Source organism: Mycobacterium gastri, assembly GCF_002102175.1.
GTDB lineage: Bacteria > Actinomycetota > Actinomycetes > Mycobacteriales > Mycobacteriaceae > Mycobacterium > Mycobacterium gastri.
On record NZ_LQOX01000152.1, the window covers coordinates 1 to 22023 of the forward strand.

At 66.8% G+C, this 22023-nt stretch carries 21 protein-coding genes and 1 pseudogene; 11 read left to right on the plus strand and 11 right to left on the minus strand.

Annotated elements, in window-relative coordinates; translation table 11 throughout:
* A pseudogene (locus AWC07_RS27855) lies at window positions 1-1284 on the plus strand (PE family protein); the annotation flags it as partial.
* 164 nt (window positions 1285-1448) lie between these two features.
* On the opposite strand, the gene purM reads toward AWC07_RS27855, so the two are convergent.
* From purM to AWC07_RS25370, 3 genes are all read right to left on the minus strand, one after another.
* Window positions 1449-2552 carry a phosphoribosylformylglycinamidine cyclo-ligase gene (gene purM, locus AWC07_RS25360; RefSeq protein WP_036412833.1) on the minus strand — a complete coding sequence of 368 codons (1104 nt, stop codon included), beginning with the start codon at window positions 2550-2552 and terminating at the stop codon, window positions 1449-1451.
* A gap of 97 nt (window positions 2553-2649) precedes the next feature.
* A complete protein-coding gene (purF, locus tag AWC07_RS25365) occupies window positions 2650-4179 on the minus strand; it encodes an amidophosphoribosyltransferase (protein ID WP_036412835.1) in 1530 nt (509 codons plus the stop codon).
* 142 nt (window positions 4180-4321) lie between these two features.
* Window positions 4322-4714, minus strand: a complete 393-nt coding sequence (locus AWC07_RS25370; protein ID WP_036412837.1) for a sterol carrier family protein — start codon at window positions 4712-4714, stop codon at window positions 4322-4324.
* A gap of 19 nt (window positions 4715-4733) precedes the next feature.
* On the opposite strand from AWC07_RS25370, the gene AWC07_RS25375 reads away from it, so the two are divergent.
* The 3 genes from AWC07_RS25375 to AWC07_RS25385 all read left to right on the plus strand — a co-directional run bounded on the left by AWC07_RS25375 (window position 4734) and on the right by AWC07_RS25385 (window position 9034).
* Window positions 4734-5936, plus strand: a complete 1203-nt coding sequence (locus AWC07_RS25375) for an MCE family protein (RefSeq protein ID WP_036412840.1) — start codon at window positions 4734-4736, stop codon at window positions 5934-5936.
* A 25-nt stretch (window positions 5937-5961) separates the two neighbouring features.
* Complete coding sequence (locus tag AWC07_RS25380; RefSeq protein WP_244187703.1) at window positions 5962-7224, plus strand: HAD family hydrolase; 1263 nt, start codon at window positions 5962-5964, stop codon at window positions 7222-7224.
* A gap of 211 nt (window positions 7225-7435) precedes the next feature.
* Window positions 7436-9034 (plus strand): stealth family protein, encoded by a 1599-nt coding sequence (locus AWC07_RS25385; protein WP_036412844.1) that lies wholly within the window; start codon window positions 7436-7438, stop codon window positions 9032-9034.
* Here AWC07_RS25385 and cpdA read toward each other — a convergent pair.
* From cpdA to AWC07_RS29450, 6 genes are all read right to left on the minus strand, one after another.
* Window positions 8979-9935, minus strand: a complete 957-nt coding sequence (gene cpdA, locus AWC07_RS25390; RefSeq protein ID WP_036412847.1) for a 3',5'-cyclic adenosine monophosphate phosphodiesterase CpdA — start codon at window positions 9933-9935, stop codon at window positions 8979-8981. The genes AWC07_RS25385 and cpdA overlap by 56 nt on opposite strands.
* 50 nt (window positions 9936-9985) lie before the next feature.
* Window positions 9986-10645: an Rv0804 family intramembrane glutamic endopeptidase gene (locus AWC07_RS25395; protein WP_139829883.1), complete on the minus strand. Its 660-nt coding sequence runs from the start codon at window positions 10643-10645 to the stop codon at window positions 9986-9988.
* Window positions 10633-12909: a phosphoribosylformylglycinamidine synthase subunit PurL gene (gene purL, locus AWC07_RS25400; protein ID WP_139829882.1), complete on the minus strand. Its 2277-nt coding sequence runs from the start codon at window positions 12907-12909 to the stop codon at window positions 10633-10635. Before purL ends, AWC07_RS25395 begins: the two co-directional genes overlap by 13 nt.
* Before the next feature lie 125 nt (window positions 12910-13034).
* Window positions 13035-13382 carry a VOC family protein gene (locus AWC07_RS25405; RefSeq protein ID WP_036412852.1) on the minus strand — a complete coding sequence of 116 codons (348 nt, stop codon included), beginning with the start codon at window positions 13380-13382 and terminating at the stop codon, window positions 13035-13037.
* An 11-nt stretch (window positions 13383-13393) separates the two neighbouring features.
* On the minus strand, window positions 13394-14671 hold the full coding sequence (locus AWC07_RS25410) for a M18 family aminopeptidase (protein ID WP_036412874.1): 1278 nt from the start codon (window positions 14669-14671) through the stop codon (window positions 13394-13396).
* Between the two features lie 351 nt (window positions 14672-15022).
* Window positions 15023-15148, minus strand: a complete 126-nt coding sequence (locus AWC07_RS29450) for a hypothetical protein (RefSeq protein ID WP_279628915.1) — start codon at window positions 15146-15148, stop codon at window positions 15023-15025.
* A gap of 189 nt (window positions 15149-15337) precedes the next feature.
* On the opposite strand from AWC07_RS29450, the gene AWC07_RS25415 reads away from it, so the two are divergent.
* Window positions 15338-15841 (plus strand): MarR family winged helix-turn-helix transcriptional regulator, encoded by a 504-nt coding sequence (locus AWC07_RS25415; protein WP_244187704.1) that lies wholly within the window; start codon window positions 15338-15340, stop codon window positions 15839-15841.
* Between the two features lie 48 nt (window positions 15842-15889).
* On the opposite strand, the gene AWC07_RS25420 is transcribed toward AWC07_RS25415, so the two are convergent.
* The gene (locus AWC07_RS25420) at window positions 15890-17761 is read right to left on the minus strand and encodes a PPE family protein (protein ID WP_051507966.1); all 1872 of its coding nucleotides are present in this window, start codon (window positions 17759-17761) and stop codon (window positions 15890-15892) included.
* 169 nt (window positions 17762-17930) lie between these two features.
* Here AWC07_RS25420 and AWC07_RS29190 point away from each other — a divergent pair, with 169 nt between their 5' ends.
* Both AWC07_RS29190 and AWC07_RS25430 read left to right on the plus strand, forming a co-directional pair.
* Complete coding sequence (locus AWC07_RS29190) at window positions 17931-18065, plus strand: hypothetical protein (RefSeq protein WP_425271275.1); 135 nt, start codon at window positions 17931-17933, stop codon at window positions 18063-18065.
* Entirely contained in the window at window positions 18059-18520 is a 462-nt protein-coding gene (locus tag AWC07_RS25430) for a cupin domain-containing protein (protein WP_036412854.1), read from the plus strand. The genes AWC07_RS29190 and AWC07_RS25430 overlap by 7 nt, the downstream gene beginning before the upstream one ends.
* Here AWC07_RS25430 and AWC07_RS25435 read toward each other — a convergent pair.
* The gene (locus tag AWC07_RS25435; RefSeq protein WP_036412856.1) at window positions 18497-18823 is read right to left on the minus strand and encodes a putative quinol monooxygenase; all 327 of its coding nucleotides are present in this window, start codon (window positions 18821-18823) and stop codon (window positions 18497-18499) included. The two genes, AWC07_RS25430 and AWC07_RS25435, sit on opposite strands and share 24 nt — an antisense overlap.
* Window positions 18824-18895: 72 nt before the next feature.
* On the opposite strand from AWC07_RS25435, the gene AWC07_RS25440 reads away from it, so the two are divergent.
* The 4 genes from AWC07_RS25440 to AWC07_RS25455 are packed head-to-tail and all read left to right on the plus strand — an operon-like array spanning window position 18896 to window position 22018.
* Complete coding sequence (locus AWC07_RS25440; RefSeq protein ID WP_036412858.1) at window positions 18896-19705, plus strand: Rv0792c family HTH-type transcriptional regulator; 810 nt, start codon at window positions 18896-18898, stop codon at window positions 19703-19705.
* Window positions 19702-20727: a TIGR03619 family F420-dependent LLM class oxidoreductase gene (locus tag AWC07_RS25445; protein ID WP_036412860.1), complete on the plus strand. Its 1026-nt coding sequence runs from the start codon at window positions 19702-19704 to the stop codon at window positions 20725-20727. Before AWC07_RS25440 ends, AWC07_RS25445 begins: the two co-directional genes overlap by 4 nt.
* Window positions 20724-21539, plus strand: coding sequence for a transglutaminase-like domain-containing protein (locus tag AWC07_RS25450; RefSeq protein ID WP_084293499.1), 816 nt, complete (start codon window positions 20724-20726; stop codon window positions 21537-21539). Before AWC07_RS25445 ends, AWC07_RS25450 begins: the two co-directional genes overlap by 4 nt.
* Window positions 21536-22018 (plus strand): hypothetical protein, encoded by a 483-nt coding sequence (locus AWC07_RS25455; RefSeq protein WP_036412862.1) that lies wholly within the window; start codon window positions 21536-21538, stop codon window positions 22016-22018. Before AWC07_RS25450 ends, AWC07_RS25455 begins: the two co-directional genes overlap by 4 nt.
* Window positions 22019-22023 lie beyond the last annotated feature (5 nt).

The window sequence follows — 22023 nt, forward strand, 5'->3', positions numbered from 1 at the left end:
GCGGGAGGCTGGCTGTATGGCAATGGTGGTGCCGGTGGGCCCGGCGGGGCCGCGGCCGTGGCGGGGGGCTTCGGTGGCAGCGGCGGAGCCGGCGGTGATGCCGGGTTGTTCGGTGTCGGCGGAGCCGGCGGGCGCGGTGGAGCTGGGGCACTCGGCGCAGACGGAGTCAATCCCGGCCTCGCCACACCAACCACGCCTGCGGCTAACGGCAACGACGGCGGCGCCCATGCCGGAGGTGGGCCCGGCTCCGATGGCACGGTCACCGGGCAAGCTGGGGGAAGCGGCGGCACCGGCGGCACCGACAGCACCGCCCCGGGTGCTAATGGTGGTGGTGGCGGGGGTGCAGGTGGAGCGGGCGGTCCCGGGGCACCCGGCGGCGCCGGCGGCGCCGGCGGCACCGGCGACTCCGGCTCCGGTGTTGGTGCTGGTGGCGGAGGGGGCGGGGGAATCGGCGGTAGCGGCGGTAGCGGCGGTTCCGCCGCTTCCGGCAATCCCGGTGGCGGCGTAGGCGGTGGTGCCGGCGGCCCACGCGGTTCCGGCGGCAACGGCGGTGGCGTCGGCGGCGGTGCGGGCGGGTCTGGATCGGGAACCAGCGCCGGTGGTGGTGGCGGCGGGGGGGTCGGTGGTGCTGGTGGTGCCGGCGCGCCCGGCGGCCACGGCGGCGACGGCGGCAACGGCGACGGAGGCGGCGGTGGCGGCGGCGGTGCTGGCGGTGCTGGCGGTATCGGCGCGGCGGGCGGCCACGGCGGAAACGGCGGAAACGGTGTTACTACCGGTAATGGTGGCGGCGGTGGTGCTGGCGGTACCGGTGGTGCCGGAGTGGCCGGCCATGGTGGTGGCGGCGGCGGACAAGGGGGTGCCGGCGGCCGGGGCGGCCTCTTATTCGGTGTCGGCGGTGACGGCGGCGCCGGCGGCGGCGGCGCTAACGCCGGCAACGGTGCGCCCGGTGCCGTCGGCGGCACCGGCGGCAACGGTGGATCCGGGGTTACCGGCGGCGCCGGCGGTGACGGCGGGGCAGGCGGCGACGGCGGCGACGGCGGTGGCGGCGGCAATGGCGGTGCCGGCGGAGCCGCTGGCGCGGGCGGGCTGTTCGGCCGTTCAGGCAGCCCCGGCGCAGGCGGCACCGGCGGCGCAGGCGGCGCAGGCGGCGCCGGCGGCGCAGGCGGCGCCGGCGGGACGGGTGGCGCGAGTGGGGCAGGCGGATCGGCTGTGGCCGGCGATGCGGGCGCACCCGGACACAGCGGCGACCCAGGCGCTGCCGGGCTCAACGGGGCCCCCGGCTAGCCCCCGGCTAGCCCGCGGCTAGCCCGGTCGCCCGCGCCAAGCGCAGTCGGCGGATCTTTCCGCCGTATAGCGCTGGGCAGACCGGCGCAATCACAGCAGGGACTTTCATGCTGTCCGCGGCCGAGTTCGAGGCGGGATCAGCGCAAACAGAATGGGGCCGGTGTCTAAAACCTAGGATGCCGGCCGACTAATGTGGCGCGTGGACCGTCTTTCCCGCCTTTGCGCACGGTTCCCAAAACCCAGCAGCTCAGGTGCCGTGCGGTCAGTATGGCCAACGCACGATCGGTGTCTTCGGGCGCGACGATGGCGACCATACCGACGCCCATGTTGAACGTCTTTTCCATCTCTTCCCGCACTACCCGGCCACGCTGGGCGATCATGGCGAACACCGGTGCGGGTGTCCAGGTGCCGCGGTCGACTTCGGCGACCAGACCGTGTGGAATGACCCGTTCCAGGTTGCCCGCCAGCCCGCCACCGGTGACGTGGCAGAACGTGCGGACGTGCGTTTCGGCGGCGAGCGCCAGACAGTCCTTGGCGTAGATCAGGGTGGGCTCCAGCAATTCTTCGCCCAGGGTCCGACCGAACTCCTCCACGTAACCGGCCAGCTTCATCCGGTCTATCTCCAGCAGGACAGCGCGGGCCAGCGAGTATCCGTTGGAATGCAGACCGGACGACCCCATCGCGATGATGACGTCGCCAGGTTTCACACGCTCGGGGCCCAGCACATTGTCGGCCTCCACCACGCCGACGCCGGTGGCCGAGATGTCGTAGTGATCGGGTTCCATCAAGCCGGGATGTTCAGCGGTCTCGCCACCCAGCAGCGCGCAGCCAGCGCGCACACAGCCCTCCGCGATGCCGCTGACGATCGCGCTCACCCGTTCCGGCACCGTGCGACCAACCGCGATGTAGTCCTGCAGAAACAGCGGCTCGGCACCGCAGACCACCAGGTCATCGACCACCATCGCGACCAGGTCGAGGCCGACGGTGTCGTGCTTGTCCATCGCCTGCGCAACCGCCAGTTTGGTGCCGACACCGTCGGTGGAGGCGGCCAGCACCGGTTCCCGGTAGCCGCCTCGTAGCGCGAACAATCCGGCGAAACCGCCCAGTCCGCCGCGCACCTCGGGTCTGGTGGCTTTGCTTGCCAGCGGCTTGAACAACTCGACGGCGCGGTCACCGGCGTCAATGTCCACCCCCGCCGAGGCGTAGGTGATGCCCTGGTTAGTAAGGCCTGTTAGCGAGCTTTCTGGACTTTGTGGCGGTTCCGTCATCGCGATAAAGGCTACCGGGCGGCACGCATCATCGGTATCGGCGACCGACGCTCTCAGGCCGACCGCCTATCGGAATCGGTTGCGGGGGCGGGCTTGGTCAGCGACCGATCGAAACTTCATCGGCAGCGAGGTCACCCAGGCCGGCTCCGCGTGCCGCGTTGGCAAGCATCTGCTCGATGACGTTCTTGCCCAGCGCGGTCTCGCTGGGCAGTTCGATGGGGTAGACACCATCGAAACAGGCGGTGCACAACCGCGAGGCGGGTTGCTCGGTAGCGGCGACCAGCCCGCGCAGCGAAATGTATCCGAGCGTGTCGGCGTTGATGGCATGCCGGACCGCTTCGAGCATCTCGGCCTCGGCCTCCACGGCGTTGGCGATCAGCTCAGCCGGCGAGGGGAAGTCGATTCCGTAGAAGCACGGCCACTTCACCGGCGGCGACGCGATGCGTACGTGGACTTCCACCGCGCCGGCCTCCCGCAGCATGCGCACCAGCGCGCGCTGGGTGTTGCCTCGCACGATCGAGTCGTCGACGACAATGAGCCGCTTGCCGCGGATCACCTCTTTGAGCGGGTTCAGCTTCAGCCGGATGCCGAGCTGGCGGATGGTCTGTGACGGCTGGATGAATGTGCGCCCAACGTAGGCGTTCTTCATCAACCCCTGCCCATAGGGGATGCCGGACCCCTGCGCGTATCCCACGGCCGCGGGTGTGCCCGATTCCGGCACCCCGATGACCAGGTCGGCGTCAACGGGGCATTCGCGGGCCAGCCGACGACCGATCTCCAGTCGGGTGGCGTGCACGGACCGGCCGGCCAGCGTGCTGTCCGGCCGAGCCAAGTAGACGTATTCGAAGATGCAGCCCTTGGGCGTGGGGTTGGCGAAACGGGTCGATCGCACGCCGTCGGCGTCGATCGCCAGTAATTCGCCCGGTTCGATGTCGCGCACGAAGGACGCGCCGACGATGTCGAGCGCAGCGGTTTCCGAGGCCACCACCCAGCCGCGATCCAGCCGCCCGAGCGACAGCGGCCGCACACCGTGCGGGTCGCGGCAGGCATACAGCGTGTTCTCGTCCATGAACGTCAGACAGAACGCGCCGCGCACGGTCGGCAGCAGTTCCAGTGCCGCCTGCTCCAGGGTGGAATCGGCCGACCCGTGGGCCAGCAGCGCGCCCAAGATGTCGGAGTCGGTTGTCGCCGGAGCGGGGCAGCAGCGGCCGCCGATCAATCCCGCTTCGCGGGCGCGGGCGGCAAGGGCGGCGGTATTGACCAGGTTCCCGTTGTGTCCCAGGGCGACCCCGGTGCCAGCAGCGGTATTACGGAACACCGGTTGCGCATTTTCCCAGGTCGTGTCGCCCGTGGTGGAGTAGCGGCAGTGCCCGATGGCGACGTGGCCCGGCATGGCCGCCAAAGTCTGCTCGTCGAATACCTGGCTGACCAGGCCGAGGTCCTTGAACACCAGCACTTGCGAGCCATCGGCTACCGCAATCCCCGCGGCCTCCTGGCCGCGATGCTGCAATGCGTACAGGCCGTAGTAGGTCAGTTTCGCGACATCTTCCCCCGGGGCCCACACCCCGAATACACCACACTCTTCACGGGGCGAGTTCAGGTCTTGCTCGGGCTGCTGGACGGTCACGGTTAGGCGACTCCCTGGGGCGCGAATGGTGACGTATAGGAAGTCTACGGGTAACCCGGGCATGTCGCCGAATCGACGTGGCGTGTCCAAGTACCGCAAGTCGTGCCGGCACACCGCAGGAGCGGCTTGCTTCCGCCGATGTTCAGATCGCCAGATCCAGCAGCGGCAGCCACGACGAGATCTCACGCGCCCGCGGACCTGACAGGATCAGCCCTCCAGTGGCCGCTGCGTCCTCGACCGTCAATAGCCCGGTGACCAGCAGCAGCCAGGTGCGCGGAGCTGTTTCCACGACATTGGGCGGGGTGCCGCGGGTGTGCCTGGGCCCGGAAACACACTGCACCGCCGCGAACGGCGGGATCCGGACCTCGACGCTGGCGCCGGGAGCCAGTGCGGACAGGGTGCGCGCGGTGAGCCGAACCGCCGTCCCTAGGGCATCCCGGTCGGGTGCCGGACGCGTCTCGTCGCGCAGCCAGTCCGCAACGGCCAACACAGCCTGCCGAGTCTTAATCGGATCGGCTTTACCGCGGGTGGCCATGCTCTAGGGTCTCAGAATCATGGATCCGCGAACGCGGCCACCGTACAAGATCATCGGTCTGCTGGGGCTGATGGTGTTGGCGCTCGTCGGCGCCGGGCTCTACGCCCAGTTTCGCGGGACTTTCATCCCGAAGACCAAGTTGACGATGCTTGCTCCGCGCGCGGGTCTGGTGACCGACCCGGGCGCCAAGGTCACCTACAACGGTGTGCAGATCGGCCGGGTGGCCAGCATATCGGAGGTCACGCGGGACGGCGTTCCGGCGGCCAAGCTGGTATTGGATGTAGATCCGAAGTACATTGACGCGATTCCGGCCAATGTGACCGGCGAGATCAAGGCGACGACGGTCTTCGGCAACAAGTACGTGTCGCTGATGTCACCGAAAAACGCTGATCCACAGCACATCACCCCATCCATGGTGATCGACGCGACGGCGGTGACGACGGAGTTCAACACGCTGTTCCAGACGCTGACGGCCATTGCCGAAAAGGTCGATCCGGTCAAGCTCAACCTGACGCTGGGCGCGGCCGCCCAGGCCCTGAGCGGTCTCGGGGACAAGTTCGGCGCCGCACTGGTCAACGGCAGCGCCATCCTCCACGACGTGAACCCGCGGCTGCCCCGGGTCCGGGCCGACATACAGGGCCTGGCGGCTCTGGGCGACGTCTACGCCAACGCGGCGCCGGACTTGTGGACCGCGCTGGACCAGGCGGTCACCACCGCACGAACCATGAACCACGAGCAAGCCGGCCTTGATGCGGCATTGCTGGCGGCGGTTGGGTTGGGCAACAACGGTTCTGACGTGTTCGGTCGCGGCGGGCCATACCTGGCGCGGGGGGCCGCCGATCTGGTCATCCCCAGCCAACTGCTCGACGAGTACAGCCCCGAAATCTTCTGTACCATCCGCAACTACAACGAAGTCGGGCCCAAAATCCGCGCCGCCCTCGGCTTCACCGGCTACTCGCTGGGGGCCGCTTCCGGCAGCATTACCGGTGCCCCCAGCCCCTACATCTATCCGGAGAACCTGCCGCGGGTCAACGCCCGGGGAGGACCCGGCGGGAAACCGGGGTGCTGGCAACCGATCACTCACGACTTGTGGCCCGCCCCGTTTCTGGTGATGGACGTCGGCGCCAGCGTGGCGCCGTACAACCATGTCGAACTCGGCCAGCCGATGTTCACCGAATATGTCTGGGGACGTCAGTTCGGCGAGTACACCATCAATCCATGACGGACGCCGGAGACGGGAAGAATCGATGAGGCTGTGGCCTTTGCGGCTGCTCGCAGCTGCGCTGGCGCCGCTGCTGGCGCTCATCGGTTGTAGCTACGCCGGCCGGCATTCGGATGTGGGCGCGCACAACTGCCGAACCTTGGCCGCCGACCCGGGTTGGCATGGCGACAACCGCCAACGCATCCACGCGATGATCAACCGGCTGAGCACTTGTGGGAAGGCCGAATCGGTCACCGCCGGTGCTCCTTTGGTGTTGTTCGACTGGGACAACACCATGGTCCGAAACGACGTCGGCAGCGCGACGTTCTATTGGATGATCAACAACTCCAAAATTCGTCAGCCCACCGGTGGCAACTGGTCCACCACCAGCGCGTACCTCACCACTGAAGCGGCAGCGGCGTTGGCCGCCGCGTGCGGCGGCCTCGCGGATCCCGGGCAACCGCTGCCCACCGGCTCCAACATCAGCTGCGCCGACGAGCTGGTGGCCGTTTATACCAGGCACGAAACCCGTTCGGGGGCAGCGGCGTTCACCGGTTACAACCGCCGCCGCATACAACCCGGCGACGCCTGGGCGGCCCAGCTGCTCGCCGGCTGGACCGATGCCGAGATCACCGAATTCGCTGCCGCGGCCAGGAAGCAGAACCTCGACGCCGCCGAGGGATCCGAGCAGACCGTGGGCAGTAGCCGACAGACCGGCTGGGTGCGCTACTACACACAGATGCGAGACCTCGTCGGCACGCTGCAAGCCAACGGGTTCGACGTGCGGATCATCTCCGCGACGGCTGAGCCGGTGGTCCGGGTGTGGGCGGGTGACGTCGGCTTCCCGGGGGACCACGTGATGGGCGTGCGCACCGACCATGACGGTGACGTCCTGACGCCACGGCTGGCGCTGTGCGGCGGCGAACCGTCAATCCCCTTCAACGAGGGCAAGCGGTGCCGGGTCAACGAGCAACTGTTCGGTGTTAAGGGCGTATCTGCTTTCCAGCAGTTGCCGGAGCAGCGTCGGCAGGTGTTCGCCGCCGGCGACTCCGACGGAGACGTGACGTTCATCACCGACGCAACCACCCTGCGCCTTGCCCTCAATCGCAACCAGATCGAGTTGATGTGTCGGGCGTACGCCAATGCCGACGGCAAATGGATGGTCAACCCGACCTTTATCAATCCCCTGCCGATGAGCCCGCCCTACCCGTGCGCAACCCAGGGATTCGACGAGCCCGACGGCGGCCAGGCACCGCTTCGTCAAGCCGACGGCACCGTCGTGCCCGACCAGCAGGACCGGGTCCACTGAAGATCGAACTCAGTGTGACGCAGCCGGAACAGGCAGGTTGCCGGCGCGTATCCGGGCAACGCTAAATCGGCTGTCGCACAAGCGTTGTAGACTTGGATCACCTCGCATTCAATGCGCTTCGCCGGCGGAGACCACGCTCACCCTGCACCGGCGCACAAAGTGTGAGATCCTCTCCGTGCCCCCAACCACTTGTACCTAAGGCGGTGTTCCGATGCCCGAATTCACTTCACGCGATGGCAGCCGATCCGCCAAGTCGGTCCTGGAGCCCATCATCGTTACCCGGCGCGGCAAGATCGCCCGCCTGGAATCTAGCCTCACTCCGCAGGAAGCACAGATCGAGGATCTGGTATTTGTGCGAAAGACGTTGAGCCGGGCTGGTATTCCCTTTCTATTCGTCCGCGACCACAAGAGCAGGCCGATTCTGGCCGTCGACATCCAACTCCGGCCTGCTGTCGGGCAGGCACTTGCTGCGGCGTGTGTTACTGAACCGATGTACGCCAAAACAATGGACGAAAAGGGAATCCCGCCGGTGTTGCTGGCCAATGGCCGGCTCTCCGCAATGGGTGATCCGCGAATTCTCCGGCTGTATCGGCGACGGATTGCGCCGGGCGGATTTCGGTATGGCCCGGCATTCGGCGTCGAGCTTCAATTCTGGGTTTTCGACGAGACGCTGATCCGCTGTCCGGTGGAGAACTCACTCACCCGCAAAGTGTTGCCCCGCAATGAGCTGACCCCGGCGACTGTCAAATTGTACGGGTACAAGTGGCCGACGCTGGAGGGGATGTTCACACCCCATGCCAGCGACGTGACATTCGATATTGATCTGGTGTTCTCCTGGGTCGACGGCAGTGACCCCGACTTCCGGGCTCGGCGCGCAGCGCAAATGTCGGCTTGCGTGGTCGGCGAGGGCGACGACGCCGAAGCGCGCATCCGCCAGATCGACGAATTGAAATACGCGCTGCGATCGGTGAACATGTTCGCCCCGTGGATCCGTCGCATCTTCATTGCGACCGATTCAGCCCCGCCGCGGTGGTTAGCCGAGCATCCCAAGATCACCATTGTCCGTGCCGAGGAGCACTTCACCGATCCTGCCGCGCTGCCGACCTATAACTCGCATGCGGTGGAAAGCCAGCTACACCACATCCCCGGGCTGAGCGAGCATTTCCTGTACTCCAACGACGACATGTTCTTCGGTCGGCCGCTGAAAGCCACCATGTTTTTCTCTCCGGGCGGCGTCACGAGGTTCGTCGAAGCCACCACCCGGATAGGTCTGGGGGCAAACGACCCCACCCGCAGCGGCTTCGAGAACGCAGCCCGGGTGAACCGTCAGCTGCTGTTCGAGCGATTCGGGCAGCTGATTACCCGTCACCTCGAACACACGGCTGTTCCGCTGCGCAAAAGCGTGCTGATCGAGATGGAACGGGAATTTCCCGACGAGTTCGCCCGCACCCAGGCCAGCGCGTTTCGGTCCGGCACCGACATTTCAGTGACCAACTCGCTGTATCACTACTATGCGCTGATGACCGGCCGTGCCGTCCAACAGGAAAAGGCCAAGGTGTTGTACGTCGACACCACCAGCTACGCGGGTCTTGACCTGCTGCCGGAATTGCGGAGGCAACGCAACTACGACTTCTTCTGCCTCAATGACGGCAGTTTTCCCGAGGTCGGGGCGGCCGAGCGGGCGGAACGGGTCGTCGACTTCCTGGAGCGGTACTTCCCGATACCCGCGCCGTGGGAGAACGTGGCGTCGGAAGTCAATCAGCCCGACTTCGCCGCGCCGACGGCGTCAGCACCATTGGAGGGTGGCTGAACAGCAAATCCCGCCGTGACGGCTCGATGAACATCCCGCTTTCGGCGATTTGACGTTTTGCCTGGGCAGGAGAGACAAAGGCGCCCACCGTTTTTCCGCTACCGAGCGGGATCACCGAGTGCACCACGGTGTCTTGGTAGACGTGCACCAGGTTGCATCCCTGCGCGCCGTCCCTGCCGCGGGTTCCCCCCGCGGCAACGGTGAGGTCTTGGGTGTAGCAGGTGGCCGATGCCACCGACACCGGGATCCCGACGAAGGTGGCGTTCGTCGAGTAGTGCAGGTGCCCCGCCAGAATGGACCGCACATCGCTGCCGTCGAGTACTCGGCCCAGGGCAGCCTGGTCCCGGAGTTCCACCGTGACCGCGAGGTCCAGGACACTGGGGATCGGCGGATGGTGCAGTGCCAGGATGGTGCCGTGCGGGGCCGGCGTCGCCAATTGCGTGGCCAGCCAGCTCAATTGGGAGCGTCGCAGTTCGCCGTGATGATATCCGGGTACCGAGGTGTCCAGGGTGATGATCCGCAGGCCGTCGATCATGTGCACCCGGTCCAGCGGTGCCATCGACGGCGCCTCGTCGAGCAGGAAGCTGCGCAGCGCTGCCCGGTCGTCGTGGTTGCCCATCACCCAGATGAGTTCGGCGTCAAGCTCGGCCGCGAACGGTTCGACCACGGCTCGCAGCTTGCGGTACGCCTGCGGCTCACCGGTGTCGGCCAGGTCGCCGGTGAAGACGATGGCATCCGGACACATTCCGGAGTGGGTCAGCTGGTCGAGCAGCTCACCCAGCCGTCCATCGGCGTCTACGTCGCCGTAGAGAGGGTCATCCCCTCCAACCAGATGTGTGTCGCTGATATGCAGGAGAACGTGTTCCGGCCGCGGATGTTCCGCGGCCCTAAGTCTGTGCACCTGAGGTGCCAACCCTCTCGGTCTGGTGATCGCTGGAAAAGCACAGCCCGTCAAGTATAACGGCGTGCCAGCGTGCTCGCAGCGCTCGCTCGCCGGCGCCGCTGCACGGTCAGCGCCGCGACCGCGCCGGCCTCGTTGATCGCCAGGTGCGTCAGGAGCGGCGCCGCCAGGCTGCCGCAACGATCGGCGAGCCATCCGAACACCCACCCCGCCAGGCCGGTGACCAGCACCGTGGGCACCAGCGGCGCACCCGTCGCGCGCGCGTCGGCAATGTGGGAAAGACCGAAGGCACCGGCCTGCAACAGCCGCCCACCCGCCGGGCCGAATGCCTGGGTGCCGGCGGTGGCCAGCGCCGCCCGAAACGCGGCCTCCTCGGCCCACACCGTGCCGACGGGTATGTGCAGTACCAGCCAGCCCGGCGCCGATGCCGGCAACGGCCGCGCCGACATCGACAATCGCACCGCGGGCACCGGTGTCGTTGCCGCAATCGCCGTCGTCGCCGCCGCCGCGGCGGCCGAGCCCAGCCGCAACCCGGCCCACAGCCGCGGCGGACGAAGACCCAGTTGCGCCCGGGTCAGCCACACCAGCAACCACCCCATCCCGGCCTGCAGCGGTAGCCGCCACGCAGTGGACAGCCGTGGAGCCACAAAGCTCCAGCCGACCAGGCCGGCGGCCAAAGACACTGCGCGAAAACGGCTTACCCGAAGAATCGCGGCAGCACCGCCTCGGACGTCTGGCGCAGTTCGGCCAGCGACACCGTGAACAATCCGTGGAACTCGATGACATCCGAGGCCTGATCGACGACACCGATTCGAACCGCGGGCAGGCCGCGCGCCTCGCACATCGCCCGGAACCGGCTCTCTTCGGTGCGCGGCACCGCGACCAACGCCCGGCCCGCCGACTCGGAGAACAGCATCACGAAAGGATCGGCACCTTCGGGAAGTACTATCCGGCAACCGGTTTCACCTGCTAGTGCTGCTTCGACCACGGCCTGGGCAAGCCCGCCTTCGGACAGGTCGTGTGCGGCGGACACCAGGTCGTCACGCGAGGCCGAGCTCAGCACCTCGGCCAGCAGCTTCTCGCGGGCCAGGTCGACACTGGGCGGCAGGCCGCCCAGATGGTCCGCGGTCACCTGGGCCCAGACCGATCCGTCGAACTCGTCGCGGGTGTCGCCCAGCAGCATCAGCGTTTCACCGGGCTCACGACCCAGCGCGGCGGGAAGACGTCGACTCACATCGTCCAAGACACCGAGCACCCCGACCACCGGGGTGGGCATGATCGCCGTGGACCCGGTTTGGTTGTAGAAGCTGACATTGCCGCCGGTCACCGGAATACCCAGGGCCGCACAGCCATCGGCGAGTCCACGGACCGCCTGGGCGAACTGCCACATCACGCCGGGATCTTCGGGCGAACCGAAGTTGAGGCAGTCGGTCACCGCGACCGGCGTGGCGCCGGTGACGGCGACGTTGCGGTACGCCTCGGCCAGCGCGAGTTGGGCGCCGGCGTAGGGGTCGAGCGTGGTGTAGCGCCCCGACGCGTCGGTCGAGACCGCGATGCCGCGGCCGGTCGACTCGTCAATGCGCAGCACGCCACCGTCGGCGTGCTCGGCCAGCACGGTGTTGCCGCGCACGTACCGATCGTACTGCTCGGTGATGAACGCCCGGCTGCACAGGTGCGGACTGCCCAGCAGCGCAAGCAAAGTCGCGTGCAGCTCGGCACCGGTGACCGGGCGCGGCAACTTGGCCGAGGTGTCGGCGTTGAGGGCGTCCTGCGATTCGGGACGGACGACCGGGCGGTGGTAGACCGGCCCCTCGTGGGCCACCGTGTGCGGCGGCACATCGACGACGGTCTCGCCGTGCCAGCTGATCCGCAACCGGTCACCGTCGCTGACTTCGCCGATCACGGTGGCCAGCACCTCCCACTTGCGGCACACCGCCATGAAGGCGTCCACGTTCTCCGGGGCGACCACCGCGCACATGCGTTCCTGCGACTCGCTGCAGAGCACCTCCGCGGACGTCATGTCCTTGGCGCGCAGCGGGACGGCATCGAGACGGATCGCCATACCACCGTCCCCGGCAGAAGCCAATTCCGAAGTGGCACAAGCTAGCCCGGCTCCGCCAAGATCCTGGATGCCGATCACCAGGCCACCCGCGTACAGCTCGAGGCAGCACTCGATGAGCACCTTCTCCATGAAAGGGTCGCCCACCTGAACCGAGGGCAACTTCTTGCGCGCGGCGCCGTCGGTGCCATCAGCACTGAACGTGTCCGACGCCAGCACCGACACCCCGCCGATTCCGTCGAGCCCGGTGCGCGCGCCGAACAGGATGATCTTGTTGCCGGCCCCGGAGGCGAACGCGAGATGCAGGTCCTCCTGGCGTAATACGCCGACGCACAACGCGTTCACCAACGGATTTCCGGCATAACACGGGTCGAAGACGGTCTCGCCACCGATGTTCGGCAGGCCCAGCGAGTTGCCGTAGCCGCCGATACCGCGGACCACGCCGTCGACGACGCGGCGGGTATCGGGGGCATCGACCGCACCGAACCGCAACTGGTCCATCACCGCGACCGGGCGCGCGCCCATGGCCATAATGTCGCGCACGATGCCGCCGACACCGGTGGCCGCGCCCTGGTAGGGCTCGACGTAGGACGGGTGGTTGTGCGATTCCACTTTGAACGTGACGGCCCAGCCGTCGCCAATGTCGACCACGCCGGCGTTCTCACCGATGCCGGCCAGCATCCCGGCGCGCATCTCGTCGGTGGTGGTCTCGCCGAAGTAGCGCAGGTGCACCTTGGAGGACTTGTACGAGCAGTGTTCGCTCCACATCACCGAGTACATGGCCAGCTCGGTGTCGGTGGGCCGACGACCGAGGATCTCGCGGATCCGCTGGTACTCGTCGTCTTTGAGACCCAGCTCGTGGAAGGGTTGCGGTTGGTCGGGGGTGGTGGCGGCATGTTCGACGGTGTCAATCACGTGGATCTGCGCGCTCGTCACGCCAGACAGTCTAGGGCGGGCGATTCTTGTCGCCGAGCGTGACGTCAGCCCGCGATTTGCGGCCAAATTCTCGCAGCCACGTCACGCTGGGCGAGACGCTCGAGTTACCGTCCCGCCACGCAGAACAGGTTTCCCTCAGGGTCGGCCAATACCACCCAGCGGAAGTTCTCGCCGAACTGGTGCCGCTCCACCTCGGCGGCACCGCCGGCCGTCAACCGCGCCACTTCGGCGTCCACATCCTCGGCAGTGAAATCCAGATGCACCCGGTTCTTCCCGGGTGTGGGATCGGGCACCTTCTGAAACCCCAGCCGCGGCCCTTGGTCGCGGGTCACCACGATGAATTCGCTCGGCAGCAACTCGCGGGTGGTACCGCCGAAGTGCTCGGCCCACCAGCCGGCCAGCCGCACCGGGTCGTCACAGTCGAAAGTGACCATCTCCACGCTGAGCGCCATTGCCCAAAACCCTATGCCCCGGGCGACAGAAACGCTTGCAAGGCTGCGGAATAGGCCGCCACGTCGGCAGCGCCCATCAGCTCCCGTGCCGAATGCATCGCAAGCTGGGCAGCACCCACGTCGACGGCGGGGATGCCGGTCCGGGCCGACGCCAGCGGCCCGATGGTCGACCCGCACGGCAGGTCGGCCCGGTGCTCGTACCGCTGCAGCGGCACACCGGCCTGCCGGCAGGCCATGGCGAACGCCGCGGCGGTACGTCCGTCGGTGGCGTATCGCAGATTCGGATGCACCTTGAGCACCGGCCCGGCGTTGACTTCGATGAGGTGGGCCGGCTCGTGCCGGTCGGGGTAATTGGGGTGAGTGGCATGGGCCATGTCGGCGGACGCCAGCAGCGACGCCGGCAGCAGCCGCAGGAAGTCCTCCCGGGTACCGCCGGCGGCCAATACGATCCGTTCCAGCACGATGCCCAGCAGGTTGGACTGCGCGCCGCGGTCCGAGGACGAGCCGACCTCCTCGTGGTCGAAGATCACCAAAACCGGCAGCACATCGCGCGGTTGGGCGGCCAGCAATGCTTCCAGCCCGGCATAGCAACTGGCTTGGTTGTCCAGCCGCGGCGCGCTCAACAGGCCGCTGCCGGCTCCGAGCAGCGCCGCAGGGGTCAGGTCATGGGTCATCAGGTCGGCGGCCAGCACGTCGGATGCGGACACTCCGGCGCGGTCAGCGACGTATTCGACAAAAGCACCGGGCGTCGCACCAACCCCCCAGACCGCGTTGACATGCCGTTGGGGATCCAGCGTCAGCGACTTGCGGTCCTCGGCCAAATGGATGGCCAGCTGTGGCACCCGGAGAATCGGCTCGTCGATGCGGACCAGCCGGTGGCGCACCGCGGAGCCGTCTCGCACCGACAGCCGCCCGCTGATGCCCAGGTCGCGGTCCAACCAGGAATTGAGCCACGCTCCCCCGTACGGCTCCAGCGCCACCACCCGCCAGCCGGCGACCAGCCGGTCCGGGTGCTGCTTGACCCGCAAATTAGGACTGTCGGTGTGCGCGCCGACGATCCGGAACGGCGTCAAGGCGTGATCGCTGTTCCAGGCGACCAGCGAACCGGCCCGGACCGTGAAGTAACCGCCCGGCTGCTGCGGCCAGCGGTCGGTTTCGCCGAGTTCGGTGTATCCGGCGGCCAGCAACCGCCGGGCCGCGGTGGCGCACACGTGAAACGGCGACGGCGAGGCGTCGATGAACTCGCAGAGGCCTCGCGCACTAGCTGTGGGTGTGGGCCCGCCGGACATGCTCACCATCATGGCTGTCGGGCGCTGCCTGGCTCACGCTAGGGTCGGCAGAGTGCCTCGCCTACCCCGAGGCCCGCCCTGCTGACCCGGAGGATCCGCCTGTTCACCTGGAGGCCCGCCCCCCGGCCCGGGCCCGACGTCCTGCGTCGGGGCGGAAGCGGCGGTCCGGGGCCGGCGGAGGCTACCGCGCTACCCAGCGGGCCTGTCGCCAGCGACACGCCAACGGCGCAGAGGACACCGGCCGACATGATGCGTATCTTCGACATTCCGAACACCTTTCGAGGTTGGCCGAAACGAGCCCACTACGATCTTGCGATCGTCGACGCTGAAACGTCCGTGACACACTGCGATTCACAGTGGCGGCGACGACGGCTCCGCGCCCGGCGGCATCGTCGCCCCGACCTGCTCGCCGTTTCCGGCGGCAGCTGCATGCACGCGGTTCAATTCCACCCACAATTTGTCGTCAGCAGTTGACAATAAGAGATGCTAGGTCCACGCTTCTCATGTTGTCAAACATGATTGACATAATCGTTACCGTGAGATCGCCGAGAAGTCGCGGGTGCGGTTGGCCGCCGTCGCGTCGGCCGGCCACATCCGGGCCGCCGCAGTGGCTCCACCGCGTGTGACGACGGCCGTCGGCAAAGCCCATCGCCTATGCTGTCGAACGTGGCGGCCAGACCCAGCACCCGAGCACCGCAGACAGAACTCGGCCTAGCGCTGCGGATTGCCTGGTGGAGCTATTCCCGGCGAATTGATGTCGAGATGGAGGCCGCGGGTTTTCCGGATCTGCAGTTCCCGATGATCTACGTCTTCGCCCTGTATTCCCAGCCGGAGCCCATGACGATCTCCCAGATGGGCCGGCAGTTCAGCGTCAGTCGCCAGGCAGCCAGCAAGGTCGTCGCCGACTTGCGCCGCCGCGGCTACGTGCACGTCACGCCGTCAACCACCGACCAGCGCGAGAAGGTAGTCGAGCTGGCGCCGAAGGCCATCGAGTACGTCACGGCGCGGCTGCGCAAAGCGGCTGCCCTGGACCGGGCGATCCGCAAACGCCTCGGTGACGACGGCCGCGACGAACTGATCAGGCTGCTGGGCGAACTTGGTGCAGTCGCCAGATCGAAGCTGGATTTCGACCCCGGCATGTTCCCGGTCAAAGAGCCGGGCTGGTATTAGCTCCTGCTCGCCCCGGACAAGATCCGCGCCGCCGATGACCCGGCCGGCTCAGCGGTGGAAGAAGCCCGAGTGCCCACTATCGGTGCCGGGGAATTCACTGATGTTTCCGACGCCCGAGTTGCGGATACCGATGTTGAAGAAGCCCGAGTTCTGGAATCCCACGCCATTGTTGACGCCATTGAAGAAGCCCGAACCTCTATCGCTTGAGTTATAGAAGCCCGAGCCGCCGAAGCCGAAGTTGTTGAAGCCCGAACCCAACGGCCCCAAGTTACGCCCACCAGACGACTGCTCCGCGGCGTTGGTGAAGCCTGAGGTATCGTCGCCCTGGTTGAAAAAGCCCGAGGTGCCGGTGCCCAGATTTCCGAAGCCGGAACTCTGGCCGGGCCCGTCGCCCACCTGCCCGATGGCCGTGTTCAGATTGCCGGAATTGAAACCACCGGTGTTGATATTGCCCGAATTACCGAACCCGGTGTTTGTGGCGCCGGCATTGAAGAAGCCGGTGTTGCGCTCACCCGAGTTGAAAAAGCCGGTGTTCCCCAGGCCCGAGTTGAACATGCCCGTATTCTCGTTCGCCGAGTTGAAGAAGCCCGTGGCGTACCGGCCGGAGTTGAACGCACCCGTGGCCTCCCCGGCGGTGTTGCCGAAGCCGGTATCTTGCAGCCCGGTATTCCAGAAACCGGTGACGGTGCCGCCCGTGGTTTGAAAGCCGGTATTGTTTGTCCCCGATATTTCAAAGCCGACGTTGGCAAAGCCCGAATTGAAGAAGCCGACGTTGTTGGTGCCGGAGTTGAAGAAGCCGATGTTTCCGGTGCCCGAATTGCCGAACCCGATGTTGCCGCTGCCCGTGTTGAGCCCACCAATTCCGACCTGATTGTCGCCGGTGAGCCCGAAGCCGATGTTGCCGTTCCCGGTGTTGCCGAAGCCGATATTGCCATTTCCGGTGTTGCCGAAGCCCCAGTTGGAATCCCCGGTATTGCCCGAACCCCGGTTGAAGCTGCCCGTGTTTCCACTACCGATGTTGTTGTGCGCGGGAGTGTTGGTCGGACCCACATTGCCGAAGCCCACGTTCCCATCGCCCTTGTTGCCCCCGCCGACATTGCCTTTGCCGTCATTGCCGAAGCCGACGTTCTGGCTGCCGTTATTGCCCCCGCCGACATTCCCGGTGCCCGAGTTGCCGCCGCCCACGTTGCTGTCACCGCGATTGCCAGCACCCAGGTTGGAACTGCCGGTATTGCCGCTGCCCAGGTTGGAGCTACCGGTGTTGCCGCTGCCCACATTGGAATTGCCGATGTTTCCATTGCCCACGTTGTCGTCACCGTGGTTTCCATTGCCCACGTTGCCGCTCCCGTTGTTGCCGACGCCGATGTTCTGCGGCAAGGAGATGCCCAGTGCGCTGGACAGCGACTGCTGCCAGGACGTCAGCTGCGCCGCCGCCGCCGAGGCACCGGCGTGGTAGCCGGCCATCACGCCCACATCCTGGGCCCACATCTCCTCATAGACGCCTTCGAAGGCCGCAATCGCCGGGAAATTCTGCCCGAACAGGTTCGACAACACCAGCGACACCACCCGAGAGCGATTGGCCGCCACCGCCGCGGGGTGGACGACGGCGGCCTGCGCCGCCTCGAACACCCCGGCGACCGCCCGGGCTCCACCTGCCACCCCGGCGGCCTGCGCCGCTGTTGCGTCAAGCCACGCCGCATACGGGGCCGCCGCGGCCGCCATCGCCGCCGCCGCCGGACCCTGCCACGATCCGGCGGTCAGGCCCGCCGTCACCGCAGAAAACGAGGCCGCCGACAGACTCAGCTCCTCGGCCAGCGCATCCCAGGCACCCGCCGCCGTCAGCAACGGCGCCGGGCCCGCGCCGGCGAACATCAGCGCCGAATTGACTTCCGGCGGCAACAACGCAAAATTTGGCGACATCATGACTCCTCTACTCGCCAGGAGCGGATCCACCAAACTTAGTCTCGTCGCGCGGCGATAATCAGCAAATCTGCAAACCTGTTGCCCGCGTGCCGATCTGGCGTCAACTCGCGACCAGTGCGGCTGCTGGAGGCGTAGCGTCGACAAGAACCGGCGAAAGGACTGGGAGATGCCTGACGATTCCCACGGCGATGTGGTGCTCGGCGCCGGCCCGGCCGGGCAGAATGCCGCGGACCGCTGCAGGTTGTCGGGTCGGCGCGCCGCGGTGGTCGAGAATGAACTGGGAGGGGAGTGCTCATGGTGACCTCGGACGCATTTCACCCGGAATTCCCCAGCGGCGCAACGCCGAGCGTGGCCGCACGCAACCGGGTGCACCACGTCAGATCGTCCGAAATCAGTTCCGACACAGCACAATCGGAGGGGATGCGGCGATTTGCCGCGCTCAGCGGGCGTTCCGTCGGCGCCGAGAAGCTGTGGATGGGCGAGACGCACGTCTCGCCCGAGACGGCGTCGGTCAACCATCATCACGGTGACTCCGAAACCGCAATCTATGTACGAAGTGGCCACCCCGAGTTCGTGTTTCACGATGGCGTCCAGGAAGTGCGCATCTCGGCCCAACCCGGTGATTACATCTTCATCCCGCCGTATCTGCCGCACCGGGAAGAGAACCCGGACCCGACCACGCCCGCGGAGGTGGTCATCGCGCGCAGCACCCAGGAGCCGATCGTGGTCAACCTACCGGGGCTGTATCCGCTCTGAACCGGCCGCCTCGTCGAGTGGGCTGAGCACGGTGACCGCGATCGGCTCACTCAGCAGGGCTGGCAGCTGTTCGCGGTAACTCCGGTAATGCGCGGAGCCCCGGTGCTCGTCGAGCGCGCTGCGGTCGCGATAACGCTCGAACAGCACCAGCTCGGCGCCGTCGGCGCTCTCGTAGAGGTCATAGGCTCGGCACCCGTCTTCAGCGCGGGTGGGCCCGGTCATCCCGGCCAGCAGGGCACGCAGCGCGTCCCTCGATTCCGGGCGGGGGGTGAACCGGGCGATGACCGCGATTGACGACGACATGTGACGACCTTCCGGACAGGGTGTGCCGTCAGCCCTTGACGGCCGACGTAATAAGACGTTTTAATACGTCCTATGACGAGTGTCAAGCTGGACCTGGATGCCGCCGAGTTCCGGATATCGCGCGGCAGTGTGCCGGCGAGCGCTCAGCTTGCCGAGGCACTCAAGACGCAGATCATCAAACAGCGGCTGCCCAGCGGTGGGCGGCTGCCCAGCGAACGGGAGCTGATCGATAAGTCGGGGCTGAGCCGGGTGACGGTGCGGTCCGCGGTGGGGATCCTCGAACGTCAGGGGTGGCTGGTGCGTCGGCAGGGACTGGGCACCTTCGTCTCCGATCCGGTCAGGCAAGAACTCGGTTCGGGGGTGCGCACGATCACCGAGGTGCTGCTGAGCTCCGGTGTCACCCCGCGGGTGGAGGTGTTGTCCCAAAGCGTGTGCCCGCCACCGCAACCGATGGCCGCGGCACTGGCATTGCCGGAGGTCTTGTGTATTCGCCGGCGCTTCAGTGCGGGCGACGAACCCCTGGCGCTGGTCACCGCCTACCTACCGCCGAGTGTGGGCGATGCTGTGGAACCACTGCTATCCGGTGCCCTCGATACCGAAACCACGTACACGATGTGGGAACGACGACTGGGCATCCGGATTGCCAAGGCCACCCACGACATATCGGCGGCCGCCGCATCCGCCGAAGTGGCCGCGGCGTTGGAGCTGCCGGTGGGCGCACCGGTGCTAGTGCTCGACCGCACCAGCTACGGCGAAGACGGCAAAGCGCTCGAGGTGGTGGTGTTCCACTACCGCCCCGATCGGTACCAGTTTTCCGTCACACTGCCGCGAACGCTGCCCGAGCCAGGCGCCGGAATCATCGAAAGGTCGGAATTCACATGAACATTGCCGGATCGCGGGATCCTCACCTGGGGCTCGTTTTAGCGTTGACCGTCAACGGGCTGGCGGTCAGCAGGTACCCCGATATGGTCACCGTCTCGCACGCCGCAGAGCGTTACGGATTCGATTCCATTTGGCTCTGCGATCATTTCCTGACCGTCAGCCCGGACGACTACGTCAAGGACGCCGGCATCGGCGGCCAATCCGGTGAAGCCGGCCGGGACGCACGGCCAACAACGCTGCCCCTGCTGGAAGGCTGGACGGCGTTGACCGCGCTGGCGCGCGACACCACCCGGCTGCGCCTGGGCACCAGTGTGCTGTGCAACTCGTATCGCCATCCCTCGGTGCTGGCCAAAATGGCCGCCACCCTCGACGTGATCTCCGAGGGACGCCTCGATCTGGGGTTGGGCGCAGGCTGGTTTCAGCGCGAGTTCGAGGCCTACGGCATTCCGTTTCCGCCCGTGGGTGACCGAGTCTCGGCACTGGCCGAAGCCCTGGAGGTGATCCGGACGGTCTGGACCGAGCCGAACCCCACCTTTGCCGGCCGGTTCTACACGTTGAACGGCGCGATCTGCGATCCGCCTCCCATCCAGCGGCCCCACCCGCCGTTGTGGATCGGGGGTGAAGGGGACCGCGTGCACCGCATCGCGGCGAAGCTGGCGCAAGGTCTGAACGTGCGGTGGTGGTCACCGCAGCAGGTGGCCCAACGCCGGGGTTTCCTGACCCGGGCCTGCGAGTCGGCCGGCCGTGACCCGGCCAGTCTGCAGCTATCGGTGACGGTGCTGCTGGCGCCGACCGATTCCGCTGCGGGCGAGGCGCGAATTCGCTTGGAGTTCGCCTCTATTCCGGAGTCCGGCCTCATCGTCGGGCACCCGGATCACTGCGCGGAGCGCATCCGCGAGTACCTGGACGGCGGGGTCACCCACTTCCTGTTCACGGTTCCGCGGGTGGTCGAGTCCGACTACCTGCACCTCATCGGTTGCGACATCATCCCGCTGCTCAAATCGGGGGTCACGGCTTCATGACTGTTGCCCGCGATATGGGGCGGTTCCTGGTGTCGACCGACTACATCGATGCCGACCATCCGCTGGTCCGGGCGACGGCAACTGCGCTGGTGCCCGGCGCCGCATCCGATATCGAGCGCGTTGGACGCATCTATCGCTACGTGCGTGATCTGCCCTACGACATCCTTGCCGCATTCCGCTACCTCGCCCGGGGCGAACATCGGGCCAGCGACGTGCTCCGGCATGGCGTCGCGTTTTGCATGGGAAAGGCGAGCGCGTTCGTCGCCCTGTGCCGAGCGGCGGGCGTGCCGGCCCGCATCGCTTTCCAGACGGTGGGCTCGCCGGACAAGGAGTTTCTCTCCCCGGAGGTCCGTGCCCTGTGGGGAGGCAAATCCGGCAGGCCGTTGCCGTGGCACTCCCTCGGCGAAGCCTATCTCGGCAACCGATGGGTCAAGCTGGACGCCACCATCGACGCGACGACGGCGGCGCGGCTGGGCAAACCCTACCGGCGCGATTTCGACGGCATCACCGACATTACGACGGTGGAGGGTCCCATCCTGCGGGAAAACGGCAGCTATGCGGATTACCCCGCCGACGTCGCCCAATGGTACGTACAGGTCGCACGAGTAGTGTTGAATGCCTTGGAGTCCACTGACTTTCACGCTCGAGTCGCCGATGACGATGAACTGTGGGCCGGCCCTCGGTGGGAAGCGGTGGCGCGTCGGTCGCCGGGTTCGAGATGTTCACTCAGCGAATTCTCAACAGATTCTTCGTATCCGGCTACCTCGTCTCCCAGCAGCAACCAAGGTACCGCCGCCAGCATGAGTCCATGACGACTTCGCCACTGGGTGAGCCACTGTCCACGAACCTGGTCGAACACTACTTACGCACCCGCGGAAAGCGGTACTTCCGCGGCCGGCACGACGGTGAGTTCTTCTTCGTTGCAAACGCTTACCCGCGGAGATTGCACGTCCATCTGGAGATCTCGCTCCCGCATCCGGACGTGTTCACCATTCGGGTCGCTCCCGCATACTTTTTCCCCGCCGCCGACCACGCTCGGCTGGCCCGGTTCGCAGACCGGTGGAACACCCGGAATCATGCAGTGACCGCAATCGTGCACGGGTCTTCAGATCCGCAACGCGTCGGTGTGACCGCCTGCAATTCCCAACGCATTCCAGGTCTCGTCCGGTTCAACGAGTTCGCAGATGCCATCGACCGCGCCCTCGACGCCGCGGTGGATCTGTTCGGCGAGTTGACCCCGGTTTCCGGGTCGCCGCAACCCACAGCGCCGTTGCTGCTCAATGCCGGGTGAGGCTC

Coding starts and splice junctions, on each gene's coding strand:
- AWC07_RS25375 (WP_036412840.1), top strand. CDS start 4,734: ATGGATCCGCGAACGCGGCCACCGTACAAGATCATCGGTCTGCTGGGG.
- AWC07_RS29190 (WP_425271275.1), top strand. CDS start 17,931: ATGCCTGACGATTCCCACGGCGATGTGGTGCTCGGCGCCGGCCCGGCC.
- purM (WP_036412833.1), bottom strand. CDS start 2,552: ATGACGGAACCGCCACAAAGTCCAGAAAGCTCGCTAACAGGCCTTACT.
- AWC07_RS25435 (WP_036412856.1), bottom strand. CDS start 18,823: ATGTCGTCGTCAATCGCGGTCATCGCCCGGTTCACCCCCCGCCCGGAA.
- AWC07_RS25445 (WP_036412860.1), top strand. CDS start 19,702: ATGAACATTGCCGGATCGCGGGATCCTCACCTGGGGCTCGTTTTAGCG.
- AWC07_RS25380 (WP_244187703.1), top strand. CDS start 5,962: ATGAGGCTGTGGCCTTTGCGGCTGCTCGCAGCTGCGCTGGCGCCGCTG.
- AWC07_RS25405 (WP_036412852.1), bottom strand. CDS start 13,382: ATGGCGCTCAGCGTGGAGATGGTCACTTTCGACTGTGACGACCCGGTG.
- AWC07_RS25430 (WP_036412854.1), top strand. CDS start 18,059: ATGGTGACCTCGGACGCATTTCACCCGGAATTCCCCAGCGGCGCAACG.
- AWC07_RS25410 (WP_036412874.1), bottom strand. CDS start 14,671: ATGTCCGGCGGGCCCACACCCACAGCTAGTGCGCGAGGCCTCTGCGAG.
- AWC07_RS25455 (WP_036412862.1), top strand. CDS start 21,536: ATGACGACTTCGCCACTGGGTGAGCCACTGTCCACGAACCTGGTCGAA.
- AWC07_RS25450 (WP_084293499.1), top strand. CDS start 20,724: ATGACTGTTGCCCGCGATATGGGGCGGTTCCTGGTGTCGACCGACTAC.
- AWC07_RS25440 (WP_036412858.1), top strand. CDS start 18,896: ATGACGAGTGTCAAGCTGGACCTGGATGCCGCCGAGTTCCGGATATCG.
- AWC07_RS25420 (WP_051507966.1), bottom strand. CDS start 17,761: ATGTCGCCAAATTTTGCGTTGTTGCCGCCGGAAGTCAATTCGGCGCTG.
- AWC07_RS25370 (WP_036412837.1), bottom strand. CDS start 4,714: ATGGCCACCCGCGGTAAAGCCGATCCGATTAAGACTCGGCAGGCTGTG.
- AWC07_RS25385 (WP_036412844.1), top strand. CDS start 7,436: ATGCCCGAATTCACTTCACGCGATGGCAGCCGATCCGCCAAGTCGGTC.